Raw genomic sequence first — 17,224 nt, 5'->3', positions numbered from 1 at the left:
GGTCGCCAGGGGCCCTGCCGGGGGCGGCCCCCACCCGTCCCCGGCCCCCACCCATCGCACGGCCTCAGCTGACCGACGGCCCGCCCGCACCGCCCAACCGACGGACGGACGGCAACAGGCCACATCGCCCCAGTGAGCGTGATGTCTCTGAATCATCCTGATGACTCACAGACATCACGCTCATTGAAGTAAGGCCCGCCATCCGCCGCCAGATCACGGACCGGGCGATTCTCGGGGCCGGATCGACGGCAAGCCGCCGATCTGCCGCAACGGGATCGCGGAGTGCTCGCCCTTGGTCCATCGTGCGGAGATGTCATCCACTCGCCTTGTCACCCTTCTCGGCGCTGCCGTGCGGCAGCAACGACATCTGCGCGACCTGAGTCAGCGTCAGTTGGCCGCGCTGGCCGAGGTCGACCAGGCAGCGGTGGCCCGGTTCGAACGCGGTGAGCGGGCGCCGACCATCGCCGTGCTGGAGCGGTTGCTTGCCGCGATGGATGTGCAGTTGGTCATCGGGGTCGAGCCGTTGGACGCGCACCTCGACGCCCGGATCGACGCCTTGGCCGCCCGGCCGATCGCCGAGCGAATCGACGGGCTGGGGTTGGATCGGCTGCTGGATCGGCTCACCGACTTCCCGCAGGTGATCACCGGAAGCACCGCGGCGCTGTTGCAGGGCGCGCCGGTGCCGGTCCACGCGCTGGAGATCGCCCTGCGCTGGCAGGACTCCAAAGCGTTCACCCGCTGGCTGGAGACGTCCTACGGCCAGCGGTGGAACGCCCGCTGGGGTGAGTTCGGCGGGGTGTGGTTGGAGCCCGAAGAGCCGGGCGAACACCTGTGGTCGACCCGGTACGGGGAGATCAGGGCCACGATGTGCGACGAGTTGCCCGAGACGATCGAGGTGCGCCACGGCGGGCGGAGTTACCAAGTGGTGCCGCTTGTCGAGCTGGAGCTGAGCGAGCCGCGCGCCGCAGAGTTGTTGCGCCGCTACCGGGCCCGGCAGCAGGCCAGCGACAGCTGAGCCACCTGCCGGCCCGAGTGCCGGCTCAGCCGGCGGTGCGCTCCCAGTCGATGGTGGGCAGGCCGGCGTCGGCGAGTGCCTTGTTGGCGGCGCTGAACGGGCGGCTGCCGAGGAAGCCGCGCGGGTTCATCGGGCTGGGGTGACCCGCCTCCAGCACCACGTGCTGCGGATTGGTGACAAGTGCGGCCTTCTTGCGGGCGTAGCCACCCCAGAGCAGGAAGACCACCCGGTCCGGTGCCGCGTCCAGTGCCCGGATGGTCGCGTCGGTGAACTCTTCCCAGCCGGCGTTGGCGTGCGAGCCCGGGGTGGCCTGCCGGACGGTCAGCACCGCGTTGAGCAGCAGCACACCCTGGGCGGCCCAACCGTCGAGGTTGCCGCTGCGCGGCTTGGCGACGCCCACGTCCTCGCCCAACTCCTTGAAGACGTTGCGCAACGACGGCGGCACCGTCACACCGTCACGGACGCTGAAGCTCAACCCGTGTGCCTGCCCGGCCCGGTGGTAGGGATCCTGCCCGAGGATGAGCACCCGGGTGCCCTGCGGCGGGCAGAGCCGGTATGCCGAGAACAGGTCCTCCAGAGGCGGGAAGACGGTCTGCGTCGCGTATTCCCGGGCGACGAACTCGGCCAGCGCGGCGGTGCGTGCCGGATCGAGGTGCGGGGTGAGCACGGCACGCCACTGCTCCGGCAGCAGGGCCAGCAGATCCAGGGCGGGAGCGTCGTCGGGCATCAGAAACCTCTCACAGCACGGGTCGGTCCCCCGCACTCTAGGCACCGGGTACGACAGCCACCGACCTAGCCCAGGTCGGCGAGCCGCCGGGCCCAGTCGCCGCCGATCGGGTCCAGCTCGACGATGCGGGTGTCGTCGTCGCGGCGGTCGATGCGAACCCGCAGGTGCGCGTCCACCAACTGCTCCACCAGGCCCTCGCCCCACTCCACAACTGTCACCGAGTCGTCCACCGACGCGTCGAGGTCCAGGTCGTCGATCTCGGCGCGCGGGTCGGCGGCGTCACCCAGCCGGTACGCGTCGGCGTGCACCAACGCCACCCGGCCGCCCCGGGCCGGGTCGGGGCGGTGCACCCGGGCGATCACGAAGGTCGGCGAGGTGATGTCCCCGAGGACACCGAGCCCGGCGCCGATACCCTGGGTGAGGGCGGTCTTGCCGGCGCCCAGCGGGCCGGTCAACAGCACCAGGTCGCCGGCGCGCAGCAGCCCGGCCAGCCGCCGGCCGAAGTCCCGAGTGTCCTCCACGGTCGGCAGCTTGACGACGTGACTCACCGTTCCTCCACGATCTGCAATGACTCCAGGAACCGCGCCAGGGCGGCGTTGACCTCGTCCGCGTGCTCCAACATCACCACGTGACCGCTGTCCTCGATCTTCACGAACTCGGCGTGCGGCAGCCGGCGGACGATCTCCTCGGAGTGGGTCACCGGAGTGATCATGTCCTTGTCGCCGACCACCACCAGTACCGGAGTCGCCGCCAACGCCGCCAGCGCCGGGAAGCGCGAGTGGGTGGCCAGGGTCCGCAGGTAACGGGTCACCGTGTCGGCCGACGTCCGGGAGTTCATCGTCTCCACGTAGGACACCAGCGACGGGCTGGGCTTGCGGGTGCCGAAGCCGTACTTGCGGGTCAACAGCCAGGCCACGTTCGACGTCGACTTGCGGGCCTTGTCGATCACCGGCCCGCCGTACCGGGTGGCGTTGCTGACCATGTACAGCACCGGGCCACCGACCCGGCCGAGCAGCGCGGGCGCGACGAGCTTGGTCTCCGCGATGAGCCCGCCCGACGTGGCCATCAGAACGGTGCCCACCACCCGGTCACCGAACAGCTCCGGGTACAACTCGGCGAACGCCATGATGGTCATGCCGCCCATCGAGTGGCCGACCAGCACCAGCGGCCCTTCCGGGGCGGTTCGGTCGATCACCTGGCGCAGTGTCCGGCCGAGCACCGCGAGGTCGTACTCCCCGGTCTCCAGCCGGCCGGACCGGCCGTGACCGGGCTGGTCGTAGGCAACGATCCGGTAGTCACCACGGGCGGCCAGCATCTGGCGCTGGAAGTGGAACGTCCCCATGTCCAGGCAGAAGCCGTGCACCAGCACCACCGTCGGGCGCCCCGGCACCGGTCGGGTCGGCTCGACCACCTCGACGTGGATGTCCGTGCCGTCCGGCAGCTCCAGGCGGAACGCCTCGTCGTACCGCTGCTTGTCGAACGTCTCGTGCGCGTAGCGGTCGGCCGGGTCAGCCTTGAGCCGGCGGACCAGAGTCCGCTCGGTCGCGACCCCGGCCGCCAGGCCCGCCGCGGCCACCCCCACCGCCGCGCCGACGATCCCGGCGACCCGGCCCACGGCCGTCCGCGGACGCGGAACGCGATAGCTCATGGTCTTTCGCCGTCGTAGACCCGGGGAACCCGCGTGCCACCGAACCGGGTGACGATCTCGTAGTTGATCGTGCCGACCGCCTCGGCCCAGTCGTCCGCGGTCGGCTCGCCGTCGACGCCGCTGCCGAAGAGTGTCGCCACGTCGCCGTCGGCCACCGGGTCGTCGCCGCAGTCGAGCACGAACTGGTCCATGCAGACCCGCCCCGAGATCGTCCGGCGTACGCCGCCGAGCTGCACCGGACCGGTGTTGGACGCGTGCCGGGGAACCCCGTCGGCGTAGCCGAGCGGCACCACGGCCAGGTTCGCGTCGGCTTCCGTCGTGTAGGCGTGCCCGTAGGAGATGCCGGTGCCGGCGGGCACCCGCTTGGTGAGCATCACCCGGGCGCGGGCGGTCATCGCCGGCCGCAACCCGTACGTCTCGCCGGCCACCGGGGACAGCCCGTAGATGGCCAGGCCGGGGCGGACCAGGTCGAAGTGGGTGTCCGGGCGGGTGAGGGTGGCGGCCGAGTTGGCGAGGTGCCGCCAGCGCGGTCGCAGCCCGGCCCGCTCGACCATGGCCAGCCCCTCGTGGAAGACGGCCAGTTGGCGGTCGGTGGTGGGGTGGCCGGGCGAGTCCGCGTACACGAAGTGGCTCCACACGCCGACCACCTCGACCAGGCCGTCGGCCTGTGCCTTCGCGGCGGCGTCCAGCAGCGCGGGCCAGTCGGCGACTGTCGCACCACCCCGCGACAGCCCCGTGTCGATCTTGAGATGCAGGCGGGCGGGGCGCCCGGCGAGGCGACTCGCCTCGATCATCTCGTCCAGTTGCGCCAGGCTGGCCGTGCCCAGGTCCACCCCGGCGCTGACCCCCTCGTGCAGCGGCAACCCGGGCGCGAGCAGCCAGGCCAGCACCGGCACTGTCACGCCGGCCCGCCGCAGGGTGAGCGCCTCGTCGAGGGTGCAGACGCCGAGCCAGTCCGCGCCGGCGTCGAGCGCCGCGCGGGCGGCCGGAAGCATGCCATGGCCGTACCCGTCGGCCTTCACCACCGCCATCAACTCGGCGGTGGTGCCGGAACGGAGCCTGCTCACGTTCTCGCGGATGGCGTCAAGATCGACGCGTACCTCGGCCTGCCACATGTGCCCAGCCTACTTTCCGCCGTGATCACCGCGGGCGGCGACGCACGTCCCGACGCGGCGATCCGGTCACCGCACCCGGAAGCGACAGGTTCAGCCCAGCCGGGCCAGCACCGGACGCAGCGCGGTTGCCACGTCGGGCGCGGTCACCGGCCCGCTCCGGGCCGCCTCCCGCCCGGCGAGCCCATGCAGGTACGCGGCCGAGGCGGCGGCCCGATCGGCGGGCACCCCGGCCGCCAGCAGCGAGCCGAGCAGCCCGGCCAACACGTCGCCGGTGCCGCCGGTGGCCAGCGCCGGGGTGCCGGTCGGGTTGACGTACGCCCGACCGTCCGGCGTGCCGATCACCGTGCGGTCGCCCTTGAGCAGCACCACCGCGTTCATCCAGGCGGCCAGCCGCAGCGCGGCGCCGACCCGGTCGGCGCCCGGTTCCTCCCCGCAGAGGCGCGTGAACTCCCGGTCGTGCGGGGTGACGACGATGGGCGCGTCCCGGCCGCGCAGGCGGTCGGCGAGCGAGCCGTCCACCAGCAGGGTCAGGGCGTCGGCGTCGAGCACCACCGGCACCGGGGCGGCCAGTACGGCACGCAGCTCGGCCGCCGCGTCGGCACCGGTGCCCAGCCCGGAGCCGCAGACCCAGGCCTGCACCCGGCCCGCGTCGGCGACCCGCCCACTGGCGATCACCGAGGGGTGCTGGTGCAGCACCTCGGCGCGGGCGCCGCCGGCGTAGCGGACCAGGCCGGTGGGACCGGCCAGGGCGCCGCCCACGGAGAGCACCGCCGCACCGGGGTAGGTCGCCGAGCCGGTCGCCACCCCCACCACGCCCCGTGTGTACTTCTCCGACGCCGGGCCCAGCTCGGGCCACCAGTCGACCAGGTCGGACCACTCGGTGACCCGCAGCGCCGGGGTGCCGCGCAGCCACGGGCGCAGCCCGATGTCGACAAGCTCGACCTGCCCGGCCAGCGCGGCGGCCGGGCCGACCACCAGGGCGGGCTTCAGCGCGCCGAAGGCCACCGTCACGTCCGCGCGGACCGCTGTGGGTCGGCCGGACGCGGACAGCGGCACGTGACCGGTGTCGACCGCGATCCCGCTGGGCACGTCGACCGCCAGCACGGTGGCCCGCTCCCCGTCGCGTCCGCGCAGGTCGCCGAGACGCTGGACCACCTCGTCCGCGTTGGCCCGGAGCCCGCCGGTGCCACCGATGCCGACGATGCCGTCGAGGACCAGGTCGACCGGGCCCGCCGGGCTCGGCACCAGCCGGCCGCCGGCGGCTCGCAGCGCGGCCAGGCCGGCGGCGTGCGCCCGCCCGGGGGTGAGCAGCAGCGCGGACACCTGGACACCCCGGTGGGCCAGCCGTTCCCCCGCGTACAGCGCGTCGCCCCCGTTGTCACCGGAGCCGACCAGCAGCAGCACCCGGCCGCCGTAGACCCCGCCCCGCTCGGCGAGCAGGAGCGCGGCGCGGCGGGCCAGGCCGGCGGCGGCCCGCTGCATCAGCGTCCCCTCCGGCAGCGCGCCCATCAACCCCGCCTCGGCCGCCCGTACGTCGGCCACCCGCCACACCGCTCTCATGCCACCGTGTCCCATTCCGTTCGCGGGCGGACCTGATCGGCCCTCCCGGCCGACGTCATCGTTCCGCGACCACCATCGCCGAGGCGATCCCGCCGTCGTGCGACAACGAGAGATGCCAGTGGTTTACCCCACGCGCGTCGGCCACCGCCGCGACAGTGCCGGAGACGGCCAGCCAGGGGCGGCCGTCCGGGTCGGGCACGATCTCGCAGTCGTGCCAGTTGAGCCCGGCCGGAGCGCCGAGGGCCTTCGCCACCGCCTCCTTGGCGGCGAACCGGGCGGCGAGCGATTCGGGCGAGCGCGGGTTGCCGGAGCGGGTGTGCCGCTCCGCCTCGGTGAACAGCCGGTCGGCGAGCAGCGGCGTCCGTGCCAGGGCCCGGGCGAACCGGTCGACCAGGACGACGTCGATGCCGACAGCGACGATCACCACACCACCCTACCGGCGGTCGGGGCCGCAGATTAGCCGTCGGGCTCGCGCTGGGCAACGCCTGTGGACACCCCGGGGTACGCCTCGACGCCGGCTGTCCACAGGGCACCGCGCGACCTCTGGCACGCGCCTAGCGTCAGCGCGTCGATGCCGATCGTCCACGGGGGTGTGGTCATGTCCGACGAGCCGTTCGCCGTCCGGCTGGAGGAGTTGCGGGCGGTCGCCGTCCTGCTCGACGACGAGGCGCGCCGGTTGGCGTCTGGCCTCGCGGGGCTGCCCGGGCTGGTGGTGGCGGCACCCGAGTGGCGAGCCGGCGCGGCCCTGGCCGGGTTGGAGGCAGCGGGGCACGCCTGGTTCTGCCGGCTGGGCGCCCGGGTCGCGGCGGCCTCCGGCGGGGTTCGGGCGGCGGCCGAGGCGTACGACACGGTGGACGATCGGGCCGCCGACCGGTTCGCCTCCCTGCCCCGGTGAGCGGCGTCGGCTACCGACAGCTGTGGGCTGTCGATCCGGACGGGTGGCGGGCCGCCGGGTCGGCGTGGGCGGGGTTGACCGGGCCACTCGATCGGCGCGTCGACGGGCTGCGCGCGGCCGGCGGGCGGTTGCGGGGCGGTTGGTCGGGTGCGGCAGCCACGGCGGCGGATGCCCGGCTCGCCGGTCTTCGTGACGAGCTGGCCTCGATCGCACCCGCGCTGATCGAGGTCGACCAGGTGCTGGCCGAGTTGGCCGATCGGCTGACGGTGGCGAAGGCACGGCTCACCCTGGCGGTTGCCCAGGCCGATGCGGCCGGTCTGCTGGTGGACCGCTCGGGCGCGGTGCGGGTCGATCCCGCCCGGGTTCGGCCCACCGACCGGGCCGGCGTGGCAGCGGCGGGGGTGGCGGTGGCCGGGGTGGCCGCGGCCCTGCGGGCCGCGCTCGACGCAGCAGCGGCAGCGGACCGGGCCGCCGCCGACCGCTTGGACGAGCTGACGAGGGCCGCCGAGACCGGCTGGGCGTCCCCGCCCCCGCCGGGCCAACCGGCCCCCGGTGCCGCGCCCGCGCTGGTCAGCGCCTGGTGGTCCGGGTTGACCCCGGCGCAGCGACGGTGGCTGATCGGGCACGAGCCGGCTCTGGTCGGCCGGTTGGACGGGGTGCCGGTGGCCGCCCGCGACCAGGCCAACCGGTTACTGCTCGACGTCTGGCGCGCGGAGTTGCTGGCCGAGCGGCGACGGCTGCTGTCCCGGGTGCCGCCGGGGGCGGTCGCGTCGATCCGGCTGCGCGGGGTTGCCGGACGGTTGGCCGGCCTGGACGCGCTGGTCGAGCGGCTGACGGCCGGCGGGGCGCCGCGGGCATACCTGCTGGGGATGGATCCGGCGGGTGAGGGCCGGGTGGTGGTGGCGCTCGGCGACCCGGACCACGCCGACCGGGTGCTGACCTACGTGCCGGGGATGACCGCCGGCCTGGACGACGCCCCCGGCGAGTTGGGCAGAGCCGCTCGGGTGCTGGACCGGTGTGCCGCGCTCGCCCCGGGTGAGCGCAGCGCGGCGGTGCTCTGGTTGGACTACGACGCCCCTGATCTGCTCAACGAGGCCGCCTCGGCGGGCCAGGCCCGGGACGCCGGCCCGGCGTTGCACCGCTTCCAGGAGGGGCTGCGCGCCAGCCACGACGGCCCACCGGCACGGCAGACCGTGCTGGGGCACAGCTACGGGTCGCTGGTGGTGGGGGTGGCCGCCCGGGAGCACGGGCTCGCCGCCGACGCGCTGGTCTTCGTCGGCTCGCCAGGCGTCGGCGCGTCGCACGCCGCCGAGCTGGGCGTGCCACCCGGGGAGGTCTGGTCGAGCACCGCACCCGACGACGTGATCCGGGCGGCCCGGCCACCGGAGGAGCTGGGCCGGCGGGCCCTGCTGCGTACGGTTCCGTTGGCCGCCGTGCTGGGCTGGCCCGACCAGACCGGGCACCAGTTGTGGTTCGGGCACGACCCGTCGGATCCAGGGTTCGGCGGTCGGGTCTTCGGCAGTGGGCGAGGCGGCCACACCGGTTACTGGGACCCGGGCAATCCCGCGCTGGACGGGATGGCCCGGGTCGTCCTGGGCCGCTGAGGCTTACTCGACGGTGACCGACTTGGCCAGGTTGCGGGGCTGGTCCACGTCGTGCCCCCGGGCGGCGGCGATCTCGGCGGCCAGCACCTGCAACGGCACGGTGGTGACGAGCGGGGCCAGCAGGGTGGGCGTACGCGGCACGTAGATCAGGTGGTCGGCGTACCGGACGACGGCCTCGTCACCCTCCTCCGCGATGACGATGGTCCGCGCGCCACGAGCCCGGACCTCCTGGATGTTGGAGACGACCTTGTCGTGCAGCATGCCCCGGCCGACCGGCGAGGGCACCACGCAGATGACAGGGGTGCCCTCGTCGATCAGGGCGATCGGGCCGTGCTTCAGCTCACCGGCGGCGAAGCCCTCGGCGTGCATGTACGCCAGTTCCTTGAGCTTCAGCGCGCCCTCCAGGGCCACCGGGTAGCCGACGTGCCGGCCGATGAACAGCACTGTCGGCTCGGACTTCAGCTCCCGGGCCAGCTCGCGGACGGGCTCGATCCGGTCGAGCAGCTCACGCAGCTTGCCGGGAATCTCCTGCAACTGCGCGACCACCGCGCCGACCTCGTCGGCGAACTTGATGCCGCGCACCTGGGCCAGGTGCAGGCCGATCAGGTAGCAGGCGACGACCTGGGTGAGGAACGCCTTGGTGGAGGCGACGGCGATCTCCGGCCCACCGTGGGTGTAGAGCACGGCGTCGGACTCGCGGGGGATGGTCGAGCCGTTGGTGTTGCAGATCGCCAGCACCCGGGCCTTCTGCTCCTTGGCGTGGCGCAGCGCCATCAGGGTGTCCATCGTTTCGCCGGACTGCGAGATGACCACGATCAGCGTGGACCGGTCGAGCACCGGGTCGCGGTAGCGGAACTCGCTGGCCAGCTCCACCTCGCATGGGATCCGGGTCCAGTGCTCGATGGCGTACTTGGCGACCATGCCGGCGTGGTAGGCCGTGCCGCAGGCCACGATGAAGATCTTGTCGACGTCGCGCAGATCCTGGTCGCTGAGGCGGACCTCGTCGAGGGCGATCTCACCGGTCTCGGTGAGCCGGCCGAGCAGCGTGTCGGCGATGGCCTGTGGCTGCTCCTCGATCTCCTTGAGCATGAACCAGTCGTAGCCGCCCTTCTCGGCGGCCGAGGAGTCCCAGTCGATATGGAAGTCCTTGCCGGCGGCGGGCTGGCCCTCGAAGTCGGTGATCTCGATGCTGTCACCGGTGATCAGCACGATCTGGTCCTGGCCCAGCTCGACCGCTTCCCGGGTATGCTCGATGAACGCGGCCACGTCGCTGGCCAGGTAGTTCTCTCCGTCGCCGCGACCGACGACAAGCGGCGAGTTGCGTCGGGCGCCGACCACCGCACCGGGCACCGAGGCGTCCACGGCGAGCAGGGTGAACGCGCCCTCCAGCCGCTGGCAGACCACGCGCATGCCGGCGGCGAGAAGTTGGGGGCTGTCCGGTTGGCCGGCGGCGCGTAGGTCGGCCAGCGCGGCGGCGAGCAGGTGCGCGGCGCACTCGGTGTCGGTGTCGCTGGTGAACTGGACGCCGTCGGCCTCCAGCTCGGCGCGGAGTTTGGCGAAGTTCTCGATGATCCCGTTGTGGATCACCGCGACCCGGCCGTCGGGGGCGACGTGCGGGTGGGCGTTGCGGTCGGTCGGGCCGCCGTGGGTGGCCCACCGGGTGTGCCCGATGCCTGTGGTGCCGTCACCGATGCCGATCGGGCTCGCCGCGCAGGAGGTCGGGTCGTCGGCGGCCCGCTCGGACAGCACCTTCTCCAGGTTGGCCAGCTTGCCGGCCTTCTTCTCGGTCAGCAGCTGGTCGTCGCAGACGATCGCGACGCCTGCCGAGTCGTAGCCGCGGTATTCCAGCCGCCGCAGCCCGTCGAGGACGATGCCGAGTGCAGGGCGCGCGCCCGCGTATCCCACGATTCCACACATGGCCCGCAGCCTAACCCAGTTTCACTCATGATGGGTGCTCGAAAGTCGGGTTATCAATCACGGAATCTGAGCGATCGGTGGTTGGAGGGCCGCAACGGGACGTGCGTCACAGGCCACTCGCGCCCCGCCCGGGACGCGGGGTTGCGACACGCCTTCGGGTACGACAGTCTCTCGGCGGGTTTGGCGCTCCCGTCCACGGCCCGCTCGTCCCATACCCACTCCCGCCCGGAGCAGCCATGTCCGACACGCCCCCGCCCGATCCATCCCCCTCCTCCGCACCGGACCCGGCCTCCTCCGCGCCCCCGCCGGATCCGACGGCACCGCCCTCCTCGGCTCCGCTCCCGGCCTCCGACCCGCTGGCCCCGGCCCAGCCGTGGGCACCGCCGGCCCCATGGTCACCGTCCCCGCCGGCAGCGCCGTGGGCGCCGACTCCGCCCGCCACCCAGTGGACGCCACAACCGCCCGCGACGCCATGGACGCCACAACCGCCCGGGGCACCGTGGACGCCCGACGCACAGACGCCCCCGTGGTCGCCCGACGCCTCGGGCCCGACACCCACCGGATCGACGCCCCCGGTGGGGTGGCCCACGCCCGGCGGGCAGCCGCCGGCCGCCGGCTGGCCGCCGCCCGGCACCGGATGGCCGCCGCCCGGCTATCCGCCGCCGTACGCCTACCCCGGGTATCCGCAGGTCCCCGGCAAGACGACCACGAGCAGCGGACGGATCGTCGGGATCGTCGTCGCGGCCGTCGTGGCACTCGTCCTCCTCGTGTGTGGCTGCCTCTGCGTGGGTGGCCTGTGGCTCGGCTCGACCAACCCGGACTCGGTCGCCGAGGATCCGTGGGTCGTCCCCGACGACGACGGCTGGACCCCACCGAGCGCCGGGCCGCTCATCCCGGAGCGACCCACCACCAGGCCATCCACCGCGGCGCCCACCCCCAGCAAGAAGCCGATCACCCGACCGACCTCGGGACCGGCGCCGGTGACAGTGGTCTACGAGGTGACCGGAGCGGGCACTGTCGACCTCGCGTACTTTGACGCCGAGAGCGACCTCATCCACGTCGACGGCCAGAAACTGCCCTGGCGCACCACCATCCGCACCAACGGCAAGAGCCGGGTCATGGTGGAGGCCAGATGGGCCGACGATGAGGGTGAGAGACCACTCGACTGCACAGTCACGGTCACCGGCGCGGGCAAGCCGGTCGTCAACAAGACTCGGGGATACTGGGCGACCAGTTGCGGGCCCGAGTGAGGCTGGGGTTCGGCCGGGGGGCACCCGTAGGCTTACGCAGGTGACGACGAGCACCGATGTCGACCCGCTGGTGGCCCGGATGCGGCCGTTCGGCACGACGATCTTCGCCGAGATGTCCGCCCTCGCCGTACGCACCGGCGCGGTCAACCTCGGGCAGGGCTTTCCCGACACCGACGGCCCGCCGGAGATGCTGGCCGCCGCCGCCGAGGCGCTGCGCGGCGGGCAGAACCAGTACCCGCCCGGTCCGGGGATCCCCGCCCTGCGCGCGGCCGTCGCGGCCCATCAGCGGCGGTTCCACGACCTGGCGTACGACCCGGACGGCGAGATCGTGATCACGGCGGGCGCGACGGAGGCGGTCGCGGCGAGCATCCTCGGCCTCTGCGAACCGGGCGACGAGGTGGTCTGCTTCGAGCCGTACTACGACTCGTACGCCGCCTCGATCGCACTGGCCGGCGCGGTCCGCCGGCCGGTGACGCTGCGTCCCACGGCCGACGGCCGGTACGCCTTCGACAGGGCGGCGTTGCGTGCGGCGTTCGGCCCGCGCACCCGGCTGGTGCTGCTGAACTCACCGCACAATCCGACCGGGAAGGTCTTCACCCCGGCCGAGTTGGCGCTGGTAGCCGAGTTGTGCCAGGAGTTCGGCGCGTACGCGGTCACCGACGAGGTGTACGAGCACCTGGTCTTCACCGACGCATCGAGCCCGCACGTGTCACTGGCCAGCCTGCCCGGGATGCGGGAGCGGACGCTGCGCATCTCGTCGGCCGGCAAGACGTTCTCCTGCACGGGGTGGAAGGTCGGCTGGGCGAGCGGCCCGGCGGCGCTGGTCTCGGCGCTGCTCCGGGTGAAGCAGTTCCTCACCTATGTCAACGCCGCGCCGCTGCAACCGGCGGTGGCTGTGGCGCTGGCCCTGCCGGACGACTACTACACCGGCTTCCGGGACAGCCTCCAGCAGCGGCGCGACCAGCTCGTCGGTGGCCTCACCGACGCCGGGTTCGAGGTGCTCGACTCGGAGGGGACGTACTTCGTCACCGCCGACATCACGGCCCTCGGCGGCCGGGACGGGGTGGAGTTCTGCCGGTCGTTGCCGGAGCGCTGTGGCGTGGTGGCGGTGCCCACCCAGGTCTTCTACGACGACGCCGACGCGGGGCGGCGGCTGGTCCGGTTCGCCTTCTGCAAGCGCCCCGAGGTGCTGACCGAGGCGGTCAACCGACTGCGCACCCTGACCCCGGCGTTGCATTAAGGGCATACCATCTTGCCCATGACGCAAGAAGATGGCGAGCTGGACAGCCTCGTACGCAAACGCCTCCGCGCCCTGCGGGTGGCGCAGGGCTGGTCCCTGGAGGAACTGGCCAGCCGCGCCCACCTCAGCCAGTCCTCATTGAGCCGCATCGAGAACGGCCAGCGCCGTCTCGCACTGGATCAACTGGTCACCCTCGCCCGCGCCCTGGACACCACGCTGGACCAACTCGTGGAGACCGCCACTGACGACGTCGTCACCAGCCCGATGATCGAGGGCACCCACGGAGGGTTGCGCTGGCTCGTGAAGGGTGACCCCGGCTTGAGCGTGGTGCGCCAGCGCATGACCGAGCCACCGCCCGAGAACCCGGCGCGCATGCGCGCCCATTCGGGGCGCGAATGGCTTGTCGTCCTGTCCGGCACAGCGATTCTCATGCTCGGCCACCGCAGCTTTCGCCTCGAGACCAACCAGGCCGCCGAGTTCCCCACGATGATGCCGCACGCGATCGGCACCGCGGGGGGACCGTGCGACATCCTGGGCATCTTCGACCGCGATGCCCGCCGCAGCCACCAGCGCGACGACAGCAGCGGCAGTCCCGAATGATGACGCGGGACGCGCCACGCTCCCGAAGTGATCACCTCTTGCGCGTCAGGCAGCAGACCTGACGATCTTCTTGCGCAAACAGGAAGGCAACGTGCCGCACACGCATAATCGCCCTAGCGTGAGGGCATGACCCACGCGCACCCGCACACCTCCCACCATGACGTTCCGCACGGACATCAGCACGGACACGGCACCGACGGCCAGGCAGAGATCCTCGACCTGGACGCAGAGGTCCTCGCCGAGCACATCGCCTCGATCACCGCATGGCTGCCACTGAAGACAAAGCCACGGCAGATCGTGGATCTCGGCTGCGGCACGGGAGCCGGCACCTTCGCCCTCCTCGACCGCTTCCCCGACGCGCACGTCACCGCCGTCGACGCGTCCGCCGAACACCTTCAGCGCCTGCGCACAACTGCGTGCGCCCGCGGCGTGGAGGAACGCGTGAGCAGGGTGCAGGCCAACCTCGATGACGCCGCCTGGCCCGATCTCGGCTCACCGGACTTGGTCTGGGCGTCGGCATCGTTGCACCACATGGCCCATCCGGCCCGCGTACTGCGCGCCGTCCACGACCTGCTCACTCCCGGCGGCCTGTTCGCCGTCGTCGAACTGGCCGGCTTTCCCCGGTTCCTCCCGGAAAGCGCCCCCGAGAACCGGCCCGGCCTGGAAGAGCGTTGCCACGCCGCGACCGACCGCCGCACCGCCGAGCACCTGCCCCACCGCGGCGCCGACTGGGGCCCGATGCTGACCGCCGCCGGATTCACGATCGAGGGCGAACACGCCATCGCCGTGAACATCGAGGGCTCCCGCAGCGCGGCGATCGGCCGCTATGCCCTCGGTGGCCTGCAGCGCATCCGCGGCGCTGTCGCCGACACGCTCGCCCCCGAGGACCTCACCGCCCTCGATCAGCTCCTCGACACCAGCAGCCCGCACAGCATCCTGCGCCGCCACGACCTGACGATGCGAACCGAGCGCACCGTCTGGGCCGCCCGCCGCGCCTGACGCCGAACAGCACCCATCACCCCAGGTTGACCAAGGCCCCTGGACAGCACACCTAGGACGTGACGGGGCTCGCGGTGCGGACCAGCTCGGCGATCCGCTCGGCGACCGCACGGGCGGTCTCCTCGGTGGCCGCCTCGACCATCACCCGGACCAGCGGCTCGGTGCCCGACGGACGCAGCAACACCCGCCCGGTCTCCCCCAGCTCCACCTCGGCCCGCTCGACCTCGGCGCGCACGGCCGGCGCGGCGGCGCCGACGGTCCGGTCGCCGACCGGCACGTTGATCAGCACCTGCGGCAGCTTGGTGACCACCGAGGCCAGCTCGGCGAGGGACTGGCCGGTGGCCGCCATCCGAGCCATCAGGTGCAGGCCGGTGAGCACCCCGTCGCCGGTGGTGGCGTGCGCGGGCATGACGATGTGGCCGCTCTGCTCACCGCCGAGCGCCAGCCCGGAGGCGCGCAGCTCCTCCAGCACGTACCGGTCGCCGACCTTGGTCTCGATCAGGCGGATGCCCTGCGCGGACATCGCGAGCCGCAGCCCGAGGTTGCTCATCACGGTGGCCACCAGGGTGTCCTGGGTGAGCGTGCCGGCGTCCCGCATGGCCACCGCGAGGATCGCCATCACCTGGTCGCCGTCCACCTCGTCGCCGTCAGCGGTGACCGCCAGGCAGCGGTCGGCGTCGCCGTCGTGGGCGATGCCCAGGTGGGCGCCGTGCTCGACCACGGCGGCGCGCAGCGCCTCGATGTGGTTGGAGCCACAGTCGTCGTTGATGTTCAGCCCGTCGGGCTCCGCGTAGATGGCGATGACCTCCGCGCCGGCCTCCCGGTAGGCGACGGGGGCGACCTCGGCGGCGGCGCCGTTGGCGCAGTCGACAACGACCTTGATCCCGTCGAGCCGGTGCGCGACGGTGCCCACCAGGTGCTGGACGTAGTGGTCGGCACCGTCGAGCAGGTCGTGTACGCGGCCGACGCCGGCGCCGATGGGCCGGTCCCAGGCGGTGGTGGCGTTCGTCTCGACGGCCGCCTCGATCTGCAGCTCGATCTCGTCGGGCAGCTTGTGGCCACCGGCGGCGAAAAGTTTGATGCCGTTGTCCGGCATCGGGTTGTGCGACGCGGAGAGCATCACACCCAGGTCGGCCTTGGCCTCGGCGGTGAGGAACGCCACCGCGGGGGTGGGCAGCACGCCGACCCGCACCACGTTGGCGCCGGCACTGGTCAGACCGGCGACCACCGCGGCCTCCAGCATCTCGCCGCTGGCACGGGTGTCCCGGCCGACGACGGCGAGCGGCGGATGGCTGCGGTCCTTCTCGGCCAGTGTGTGCGCGGCGGCCACCGCGAGCGCCAGCGCCAACTCCGGGGTGAGATCCGCGTTTGCCCGCCCGCGTACGCCGTCCGTGCCGAACAACCGACCCATACCCGCCAACCTCCGAATGAGCACTGCCTGTGAGGAGAAAGCGGAACGGCCGACCCGCCTCCCCCGCAGAGGGGAGGCGGACCGGCCGTCCGTCAGAAGTACAACGCGCTGGGAAAGATCAGCGCTTCGAGTACTGGGGAGCCTTACGGGCCTTCTTGAGGCCGTACTTCTTGCTCTCCTTGACCCGGGCGTCCCGGGTGAGGAAGCCGGCCTTCTTCAGGGCCGGGCGGTCGTCCGGCTCGTTGATGATCAGCGCGCGGGCGATGCCCAGCCGGAGCGCACCGGCCTGGCCGGTGGTGCCGCCGCCACGCAGGTTGGCGATGACGTCGAACTGCTCGGGCTTCTCGGCGGTGACCAGCGGGTCCTTGATGAGCTGCTGGTGCACCTTGCTCGGGAAGTACGCCTCGAGGTCCTGACCGTTGCAGGTGATCTTTCCGGTGCCCGGGACGAGGCGAACCCGGACGATGGCCTCCTTGCGGCGGCCCACGGTCTGGATCGGCCGGTCACCACGAGGCGCGCGGGCAACGGGCGCCGGCGCCTCGGTGACCTCGGGGGCCTCCGTGGCTTCCGGGGCGACCTCGGTCTCGATGATGTCCGTCATGCTGCTTCCTTCGCCCGCGCTCACTGCGCGATCTGCTTGATCTCGAACGGCACCGGCTGCTGCGCGAGGTGCGGGTGCTCGGCACCGGCGTAGACCTTCAGCTTCTTGATCAGCTGACGGCCGAGCTTGTTGTGCGGGAGCATCCCCTTCACGGCCAGCTCGATGGCCCGCTCGGGACGCTTGGTCAGCAGCTCGTCGTAGCCGATCTGCTTCAGACCACCCGGGTAACCGGAGTGGCGGTAAGCGACCTTGGTCTGGCGCTTGTTGCCGGTCAACGCAACCTTGCCCGCGTTCACGATGACGACAAAGTCGCCCGTGTCGACGTGCGGCGCGAAAGTCGGCTTGTGCTTACCACGCAGCAACGTGGCGGCGTGGGTGGCCAGGCGGCCCAGCACGACATCAGAGGCGTCGATGACGTGCCACTGACGCTCGATCTCACCCGGCTTCGGGCTGTACGTACGCACAGGTCTACCTTGTCTCGTCGTCGGTCTGGGGTCGCGCGCCGAGGTGACCAGATCTTGCAGGCCGGACCAGCGCGCACGAACGACCAAGCGTACCTGATGGGGCACGCCTCTGGATGTCGTACAACAGCAGGCAACGATACCCGGCGCCCCGTCCGCAGGTCAAAACGGGGGTGCGCTG

17 protein-coding genes are annotated in these 17,224 nt (G+C 72.5%); 7 read left to right on the top strand and 10 right to left on the bottom strand.

All coding sequences use genetic code 11. The annotated features are described in order from the left end of the window. Positions 1-310 precede the first annotated feature (310 nt). A complete protein-coding gene (locus KBX71_RS25700; RefSeq protein ID WP_210820407.1) occupies positions 311-1,015 on the top strand; it encodes a helix-turn-helix domain-containing protein in 705 nt (234 codons plus the stop codon). Between the two features lie 25 nt (positions 1,016-1,040). Here the strand turns inward: KBX71_RS25700 and ung are convergent, their stop codons facing one another. The 6 genes from ung to KBX71_RS25670 all read right to left on the bottom strand — a co-directional run bounded on the left by ung (position 1,041) and on the right by KBX71_RS25670 (position 6,489). Continuing rightward, complete coding sequence (ung, locus tag KBX71_RS25695; protein WP_124815494.1) at positions 1,041-1,742, bottom strand: uracil-DNA glycosylase; 702 nt, start codon at positions 1,740-1,742, stop codon at positions 1,041-1,043. A gap of 65 nt (positions 1,743-1,807) precedes the next feature. Beyond that, positions 1,808-2,290, bottom strand: a complete 483-nt coding sequence (gene tsaE / locus KBX71_RS25690; protein ID WP_210820406.1) for a tRNA (adenosine(37)-N6)-threonylcarbamoyltransferase complex ATPase subunit type 1 TsaE — start codon at positions 2,288-2,290, stop codon at positions 1,808-1,810. Further along, positions 2,287-3,390 (bottom strand): alpha/beta fold hydrolase, encoded by a 1,104-nt coding sequence (locus KBX71_RS25685; RefSeq protein WP_210820405.1) that lies wholly within the window; start codon positions 3,388-3,390, stop codon positions 2,287-2,289. The genes tsaE and KBX71_RS25685 overlap by 4 nt, the downstream gene beginning before the upstream one ends. Beyond that, a complete protein-coding gene (gene alr, locus KBX71_RS25680) occupies positions 3,387-4,505 on the bottom strand; it encodes an alanine racemase (protein WP_210820404.1) in 1,119 nt (372 codons plus the stop codon). The genes KBX71_RS25685 and alr overlap by 4 nt, the downstream gene beginning before the upstream one ends. Positions 4,506-4,595: 90 nt before the next feature. After that, positions 4,596-6,065 (bottom strand): NAD(P)H-hydrate dehydratase, encoded by a 1,470-nt coding sequence (locus KBX71_RS25675; protein ID WP_210820403.1) that lies wholly within the window; start codon positions 6,063-6,065, stop codon positions 4,596-4,598. A gap of 55 nt (positions 6,066-6,120) precedes the next feature. Further along, complete coding sequence (locus tag KBX71_RS25670) at positions 6,121-6,489, bottom strand: holo-ACP synthase (RefSeq protein ID WP_124815487.1); 369 nt, start codon at positions 6,487-6,489, stop codon at positions 6,121-6,123. Between the two features lie 174 nt (positions 6,490-6,663). Here KBX71_RS25670 and KBX71_RS25665 point away from each other — a divergent pair, with 174 nt between their 5' ends. Further along, positions 6,664-6,960, top strand: a complete 297-nt coding sequence (locus tag KBX71_RS25665; protein WP_210820402.1) for a hypothetical protein — start codon at positions 6,664-6,666, stop codon at positions 6,958-6,960. Further along, positions 6,957-8,564, top strand: a complete 1,608-nt coding sequence (locus KBX71_RS25660) for an alpha/beta hydrolase (protein WP_210820401.1) — start codon at positions 6,957-6,959, stop codon at positions 8,562-8,564. Before KBX71_RS25665 ends, KBX71_RS25660 begins: the two co-directional genes overlap by 4 nt. A 3-nt stretch (positions 8,565-8,567) precedes the next feature. Here the strand turns inward: KBX71_RS25660 and glmS are convergent, their stop codons facing one another. After that, positions 8,568-10,481: a glutamine--fructose-6-phosphate transaminase (isomerizing) gene (gene glmS, locus KBX71_RS25655; protein WP_124816105.1), complete on the bottom strand. Its 1,914-nt coding sequence runs from the start codon at positions 10,479-10,481 to the stop codon at positions 8,568-8,570. 575 nt (positions 10,482-11,056) lie between these two features. On the opposite strand from glmS, the gene KBX71_RS25650 reads away from it, so the two are divergent. From KBX71_RS25650 to KBX71_RS25635, 4 genes are all read left to right on the top strand, one after another. Then, a complete protein-coding gene (locus KBX71_RS25650; RefSeq protein ID WP_210820400.1) occupies positions 11,057-11,731 on the top strand; it encodes an MmpS family transport accessory protein in 675 nt (224 codons plus the stop codon). A gap of 40 nt (positions 11,732-11,771) precedes the next feature. Next, complete coding sequence (locus KBX71_RS25645; RefSeq protein WP_210820399.1) at positions 11,772-12,971, top strand: pyridoxal phosphate-dependent aminotransferase; 1,200 nt, start codon at positions 11,772-11,774, stop codon at positions 12,969-12,971. Between the two features lie 18 nt (positions 12,972-12,989). Continuing rightward, complete coding sequence (locus KBX71_RS25640) at positions 12,990-13,571, top strand: XRE family transcriptional regulator (protein WP_210820398.1); 582 nt, start codon at positions 12,990-12,992, stop codon at positions 13,569-13,571. Between the two features lie 126 nt (positions 13,572-13,697). Then, entirely contained in the window at positions 13,698-14,570 is an 873-nt protein-coding gene (locus KBX71_RS25635; RefSeq protein ID WP_210820397.1) for a trans-aconitate 2-methyltransferase, read from the top strand. A gap of 52 nt (positions 14,571-14,622) precedes the next feature. On the opposite strand, the gene glmM is transcribed toward KBX71_RS25635, so the two are convergent. The 3 genes from glmM to rplM form a co-directional block, all read right to left on the bottom strand. Beyond that, positions 14,623-15,981, bottom strand: coding sequence for a phosphoglucosamine mutase (glmM, locus tag KBX71_RS25630; protein WP_210820396.1), 1,359 nt, complete (start codon positions 15,979-15,981; stop codon positions 14,623-14,625). A gap of 118 nt (positions 15,982-16,099) precedes the next feature. Beyond that, complete coding sequence (gene rpsI / locus KBX71_RS25625) at positions 16,100-16,582, bottom strand: 30S ribosomal protein S9 (protein ID WP_210820395.1); 483 nt, start codon at positions 16,580-16,582, stop codon at positions 16,100-16,102. Between the two features lie 20 nt (positions 16,583-16,602). Next, a complete protein-coding gene (rplM, locus tag KBX71_RS25620) occupies positions 16,603-17,046 on the bottom strand; it encodes a 50S ribosomal protein L13 (protein WP_053653864.1) in 444 nt (147 codons plus the stop codon). Positions 17,047-17,224 lie beyond the last annotated feature (178 nt).

The sequence above is a fragment of the Micromonospora sp. D93 genome, from assembly GCF_018070365.1.
In the GTDB taxonomy this organism is placed as follows: Bacteria; Actinomycetota; Actinomycetes; order Mycobacteriales; family Micromonosporaceae; genus Micromonospora; species Micromonospora ureilytica.
Note: the sequence above shows the minus strand (reverse complement) of the source record. Positions and strands in the feature narration are given on the sequence as shown.

Bases quoted from the DNA above. Each gene is read 5' to 3' on its own strand.
- KBX71_RS25700 (WP_210820407.1), top strand. From the start codon at position 311: ATGTCATCCACTCGCCTTGTCACCCTTCTCGGCGCTGCCGTGCGGCAG.
- ung (WP_124815494.1), bottom strand. From the start codon at position 1,742: ATGCCCGACGACGCTCCCGCCCTGGATCTGCTGGCCCTGCTGCCGGAG.
- KBX71_RS25685 (WP_210820405.1), bottom strand. From the start codon at position 3,390: ATGAGCTATCGCGTTCCGCGTCCGCGGACGGCCGTGGGCCGGGTCGCC.
- alr (WP_210820404.1), bottom strand. From the start codon at position 4,505: ATGTGGCAGGCCGAGGTACGCGTCGATCTTGACGCCATCCGCGAGAAC.
- KBX71_RS25675 (WP_210820403.1), bottom strand. From the start codon at position 6,065: ATGAGAGCGGTGTGGCGGGTGGCCGACGTACGGGCGGCCGAGGCGGGG.
- KBX71_RS25665 (WP_210820402.1), top strand. From the start codon at position 6,664: ATGTCCGACGAGCCGTTCGCCGTCCGGCTGGAGGAGTTGCGGGCGGTC.
- glmS (WP_124816105.1), bottom strand. From the start codon at position 10,481: ATGTGTGGAATCGTGGGATACGCGGGCGCGCGCCCTGCACTCGGCATC.
- KBX71_RS25640 (WP_210820398.1), top strand. From the start codon at position 12,990: ATGACGCAAGAAGATGGCGAGCTGGACAGCCTCGTACGCAAACGCCTC.
- KBX71_RS25635 (WP_210820397.1), top strand. From the start codon at position 13,698: ATGACCCACGCGCACCCGCACACCTCCCACCATGACGTTCCGCACGGA.
- glmM (WP_210820396.1), bottom strand. From the start codon at position 15,981: ATGGGTCGGTTGTTCGGCACGGACGGCGTACGCGGGCGGGCAAACGCG.
- rpsI (WP_210820395.1), bottom strand. From the start codon at position 16,582: ATGACGGACATCATCGAGACCGAGGTCGCCCCGGAAGCCACGGAGGCC.